Genomic DNA, 4608 nt, shown 5'->3' on the forward strand with positions numbered 1-4608 from the left:
GCTCAATACTCAACCCATGAAAACAACAAGCCGAGCCTATCAAGCGCTGGGCGCACCGCTTCAGGCCCGCAACACCCTGCAGCCCGGAATAAGCGTGCGTCGCCCCGCCAAGGAAGAGTCAATCGGAACAGTGGAGGCCTTACCACCCTCCCCAGCAGCATGGAATCAATGCTGGCCATAACACTGCCGATCCAACTGACTGCATACAAAAGGACGCACCTGGCATCGACACCAGGCCCATGCCTTGCAAGTCGCTCAACATTTGCACCCACCACCCAGGCAGGAACTCGAAATGAAAAAAGAAATAGAGACGGGTTATGGTTTGACCGGCATTGACTTCAATTCCCTCAGCTTGAAACGACGCTCGTTCCTGCTGGGCGCTGCCGCCTCTGCCGCAGGCTTGTACCTCGGCTCGTTCGTGCCCAGCGCATTTGCCGCCACCACCGGGCACCTGGAAATCCTCGGCTGGGAAGGCGAAACCGGCGACGCCGAACTCGCCGACTGGCGCAAGCAACGCAACGTTACCGTGCGCTCCAGTTATGCCAGCAACCAGGACGACATCACCGCCCGGCTGGCAGGCTCCGATCCGGTGCAGCTCGACCTGACCATGTACGCCCTGGGCTACGAAAAGATCTATCAGGAAATGGGCCTGCTCAAGGCCATCGACACCACGAAGATCCCCAACTATTCCGCCGACAATACCCTCGCGCTGTTCTACAAGGGCAGCCGTTGGTACTGGGACGGCAAGCAATGGGGCATCCCGTTGCTGTGGGGGATGAACACCATCATCTACAACCCCAAGAACGTCAAAAAGCCCACCCAATACACCGACCTGCTGGACCCCAAGCTCAAGGGCAAGTTGACCTTTGTCGATGACGGCACCTCGAACTGGTCGCTGATCGCAACTATCGCCGGCTACGGCGACAAGTACCCCAACCTGACCCGCGCCGAATTCAACGACGCCTTTGAAAAACTCAAGCCGTACCGTGATCAATGCCGCGTGTTCGCGGCTTCGTCGGGTGACGCGGTATCGCTGCTGGTATCGGGTGAAGTGGACGCGGTGTTCTCGGCCTCCGCCAACACCCCGAGCGAAACCATCAAGCGTGGCGTGACCACTGCCCTGTCGGTGCCCAGCGAAGGCGCAGCGCTGTGGTGCGATGCGTTGTTCATCCCGAAAACCGCCAAGGATATTCCCCTGGCCCTGGAGTTCATCAACAAGACCCTGGAGCCCGATACCCAGGCCAAGATGGCAACCACGATGTTCTCCGGCGTGGTCAACCCCAAGGCCGTGCCGCTGCTGCCGGAGGACCTGAGAAACACCTTTGACTACGCGAACCTCGACAGCTTCTTCGAGAAATCCAAACTCTATGGCCAACCGCCCCTGAGCTCCGAAAAGTATGTGACCTATGCGGAATGGATCGATCAGTGGGCGAACTTCAAAGGCTCGTTCTAGAGCGCTTGGCACGCCGGCGCTGGCAACCGTGGGGTGGGTGTTCATCAACACGCGCCCCACGGGTCAACGCGCCCTGACTCTCGAATAAAAACGCAAAGGCAACCTCATCATGACCGTAGTCAACAACACCGAGTCCATGCCCCTGGACGACGGCGATTCAAGGGTCGGTAAACACGTGAAGATGGATAAGAGAACCCTCAGCGGGTATTGGCTGGCGTCGCCGCCGTTGCTGTTTCTGGTGGTGTTCTTTCTGGTTCCGTCGGCACTGTTGCTGATTGCCAGTTTCTGGACCGCCAAGACCTTCAGCATGGAGCCCGCCGCCACCCTGGCCAACTATGCCAAGGCCCTGAGCGCCAGCGGGTTTTATGACTCGCTGTGGATCGCCCTGCAAAACGGCTTCTGGACCGCCCTGCTCTCCACCGTGATCAGTGCGCCGGTGGCCTATTACATCGTGTACCGCACACGCTCCAACGCCGTGTTGTACCTGGCGTTGGTGTCGTGGTTTTCCAGTTACCTGGTACGGGTCTACGCATGGCGCTCGATCCTGGGCACCAACGGCGTGATCAACTCCACCCTGCTGCACTTCGGCCTGATCGACCAGCCGCTGGAGTGGCTGGTGTTCAGCAAGTTCGCCGTGGTGCTGACCCTGGTGCACATCATGCTGCCTTTCACTCTGTTGCTGCTGGTGTCGGGCCTGCGGGACATCAAGAAGGACTACCTGGAGGCCGCTGCCGACCTGGGCGCCGGCGGTGTCACCATTCTGTGGCGGGTGATCATGCCGATGGCCCACAAGAGCATCGTCAGCTCCTTCATGTTCACCTTCGTGCTGGCCGCCAGCGACTACGTCACCCCGCAACTGCTGGGCGGCCGGGATGCGATGACCACCGGGCTGGTGATCGCCAACCAGTTCCGCTCGGTAGGTAACTGGCCACTCGGTGCGGCGATGGCTTATCTGCTGTTGATCGTGTTCATGCTGGTGTACGCGTTGCTGCTGGGGGTGTTGCGCGCAGCCAACCTGGCACCCGGCAAGCGTTACCACGACTGACTGCCGCTCATAAAAAAGGTAACTCGCCATGATCCGGTTATTCACTTACGTCTACATGTTGTTCCTCTACGCGCCCATCGCGATTATCGCGCTGTTCAGCTTTCACTCGTCCGCCTCGCTGTCGTTCCCGTTCGAGGGTTTTTCCACGCGCTGGTACGAGGCGCTGTTCAGCAGTTCGGACTTCATGACAGCCCTGACCAACAGTGCGATCGTCGCCGCCGGTTCGGCGATTCTCACCACGCTGCTGGGCACGTTCTCGGCCCTGGCGCTGATGCGCATGAAAGGCCGGGTAAAAGCGGTGTTCGCGTTCATGAACTTTGCCCCCATCGCCTTGCCCGGTTTGTTTTTGGGGATTGCACTGGTGATTTTCTTCTCACTGGTCGGCCTGCCCCGTTCGCTGCTGACGGTGATCATCGGCCACACCCTGTTCACCTTTCCGTTCTTCGTGGAGTCGGTGCGCTCACGGCTGGAGTATTTCGACCTGTCGTTCGAGGAGGCCGCCCGCGACCTCGGCGCCTCGCCCCTCAAAGCGTTCTGGCTGGTGACGCTGCCGATCATCGGGCCAACCATCGCCGGCGCCGCGATCCTCGCGGTGGCGCTGTCGATGGATGAATTCCTGATCACCGTGTTCGTCACCGGCAGCGACACCACGCTGCCCCTCATGATTCTTTCGATGATGCGCCGCGCCGTCAGCCCCACCATCAATGCCGCCTCGGTATTCATGCTGGTGGTGACCATCGCCATCATCGCCATTGCCGGCCTGGTCATGACCTTGCGTCGTCGCCGCCTCGAACTTGAACGTGCTGAAACTGCAGAGTAATCACCATGACCAACAGTATTGAACTAACCGGAATTTCCAAGAGCTACGGCAACCTCACCGCCCTGGGCAAAGTCGACCTCACGGTAAAACGCAACGAGATCCTGACCCTGCTCGGCCCCAGTGGCTGCGGCAAGACCACCCTGATGCGGATCATTGCCGGCTTCGAAGAGCCCACCACCGGCAAAGTGGTGATCGACGGCAAGGACTCCACCGCCCTGGCGCCTGAACACCGCCCGGTGAATATGGTGTTCCAGAAGTACGCGCTGTTCCCGCACCTGGACGTGTTCGACAACGTGGCCTTCGGGTTGCGTTTGAAGAAGAAGCCCAAGGATGAGATCAAGCGTGAAGTGAACAAGGCGCTGGAACTGGTGCAACTGGAAAGCTTCAAGAGCCGCTGGATCTCCGAGCTCAGTGGCGGGCAGGCGCAACGTGTGGCCCTGGCCCGCGCACTGGTGAATCGCCCGGCGGTGTTGCTGCTGGACGAGCCGCTGGCGGCCCTGGACCTGAAGATTCGCCATCACATGCTTAACGAGATCAAGCGCATCCACGAAGAGACTTCCACCACGTTTGTGTATGTGACTCACGACCAGGACGAAGCGATGATCTTGTCGGACCGTGTGGTATTGCTGAACAAGGGTGGCATCGAGCAGATCGGCGGGCCGCAGGAGATGTATTGGTCGCCGCGCACGTTGTTTGCCGCCAGGTTTTTCGGCGATACCAATATCGTCAACGGCACGTATGGGCTGGGTGGCGTGGTCGAGTTGCCGTTTGGGCGTTATGCCCATACGGCTAAAAGCAGCGTGGGTGCAGGGCCGGTGAATGTGTCGATCCGGCCTGAAACCATCGGCCTTGAGCCGGCGCTGGGCGCCGCACTGGCCGACGGTGCGTTTGCCGGGAAGGTCAAGGACACTTCGTTTATCGGTAATCGGGTGATCTACCGCGTGGAGGTGGCCGGTGGCACGCTTGATCTCAAATGCCAGCAACTACCGACTCCCGGCAGCCACGCACTGCCGCCGGGTACGAACGTGGCGTTGACCTGCAAACCGGAAAGCTTTGTGGTGATTCCGGTCTGAAGGGGTTGAACATGGGGCCTGGCTGAAGCAGCCGAGGTTCATTTTTACGCTGGATCATGCGCTCTTTCACGGGAGGCTGGTCTGGCGTTTTTTTTGCCCGGGGGGAAGAGAGTAATGGTCGGTTTTATTGAGCGGGAAGTGGGCCCTCCGGTAAGTCTAGATTTACCGGGGGCCCGTGCCGGGCTGACCATCTCATTAGGGCTCTGCCCCGCCTGTC

General features: G+C 59.8%; 4 protein-coding genes. All 4 read left to right on the top strand.

Annotated features, from left to right (window positions below; translation table 11 throughout):
• The first annotated feature begins 292 nt into the window (after positions 1–292).
• The 4 genes from HX873_RS29535 to HX873_RS29550 all read left to right on the top strand — a co-directional run bounded on the left by HX873_RS29535 (position 293) and on the right by HX873_RS29550 (position 4391).
• Positions 293–1453 (top strand): PotD/PotF family extracellular solute-binding protein, encoded by a 1161-nt coding sequence (locus HX873_RS29535; protein WP_008430158.1) that lies wholly within the window; start codon positions 293–295, stop codon positions 1451–1453.
• Between the two features lie 109 nt (positions 1454–1562).
• Positions 1563–2498 carry an ABC transporter permease gene (locus HX873_RS29540; protein WP_008430156.1) on the top strand — a complete coding sequence of 312 codons (936 nt, stop codon included), beginning with the start codon at positions 1563–1565 and terminating at the stop codon, positions 2496–2498.
• 28 nt (positions 2499–2526) lie between these two features.
• Positions 2527–3318 carry an ABC transporter permease gene (locus HX873_RS29545; protein ID WP_008430153.1) on the top strand — a complete coding sequence of 264 codons (792 nt, stop codon included), beginning with the start codon at positions 2527–2529 and terminating at the stop codon, positions 3316–3318.
• A gap of 5 nt (positions 3319–3323) precedes the next feature.
• Positions 3324–4391, top strand: coding sequence for an ABC transporter ATP-binding protein (locus tag HX873_RS29550; RefSeq protein WP_177123612.1), 1068 nt, complete (start codon positions 3324–3326; stop codon positions 4389–4391).
• Positions 4392–4608: the final 217 nt, after the last annotated feature.

It is taken from the genome of Pseudomonas sp. P7758 (assembly GCF_013386485.1).
In the GTDB taxonomy this organism is placed as follows: domain Bacteria; phylum Pseudomonadota; class Gammaproteobacteria; order Pseudomonadales; family Pseudomonadaceae; genus Aquipseudomonas.

Bases quoted from the DNA above. Each gene is read 5' to 3' on its own strand.
- HX873_RS29535 (WP_008430158.1), top strand. From the start codon at position 293: ATGAAAAAAGAAATAGAGACGGGTTATGGTTTGACCGGCATTGACTTC.
- HX873_RS29540 (WP_008430156.1), top strand. From the start codon at position 1,563: ATGACCGTAGTCAACAACACCGAGTCCATGCCCCTGGACGACGGCGAT.
- HX873_RS29545 (WP_008430153.1), top strand. From the start codon at position 2,527: ATGATCCGGTTATTCACTTACGTCTACATGTTGTTCCTCTACGCGCCC.
- HX873_RS29550 (WP_177123612.1), top strand. From the start codon at position 3,324: ATGACCAACAGTATTGAACTAACCGGAATTTCCAAGAGCTACGGCAAC.